This is a genomic window from Microbacterium sp. Ru50 (genome assembly GCF_002920555.1).
Lineage (GTDB): Bacteria > Actinomycetota > Actinomycetes > Actinomycetales > Microbacteriaceae > Microbacterium > Microbacterium arborescens.
On record NZ_PQSV01000068.1, the window covers coordinates 1 to 528 of the forward strand.

Here is a 528-nt window from a genome sequence, read left to right on the forward strand (position 1 = left end):
TGGCCCGCATCGAGGGCGAGGACCCGTCCCGGCCCGCGCTGCTCATCCACGGCCACCTGGACGTCGTACCGGCCAACGCGGTCGACTGGACCCACCACCCGTTCTCCGGCGAGATCGCCGACGGCTGTGTGTGGGGACGCGGGGCCGTCGACATGAAGGACATGGACGCCATGACCCTGGCGGTCGTCCGCGACCGGCTGCGCAGCGGGCGCCGGCCCCCCGCGGGACGTCGTCGTCGCCTTCCTCGCCGACGAGGAGGCCGGCGGCACGTACGGCGCCCGCTACCTGGTCGACAACCACCCCGAGCTGTTCGAGGGCGTCACCGAGGCGATCAGCGAGGTCGGCGGCTTCTCCTTCACCGTGAACGAGCAGCGGCGGCTCTACCTGATCCAGACGGCCGAGAAGGGCATGCACTGGATGAAGCTGACCGTGGCCGGGACCGCCGGGCACGGCTCGATGATCCACCGCGACAACGCCATCACCGAGCTGTCCGAGGCCGTCGCCCGGGTCGCCGGCACACGTTCCCGG

The 528-nt window shown here is 72.0% G+C and carries 1 pseudogene; it reads left to right on the plus strand.

Going from position 1 to position 528, the window contains the following annotated elements:
• Positions 1 to 528: pseudogene (locus C3481_RS16295) on the plus strand (M20/M25/M40 family metallo-hydrolase); the annotation flags it as partial.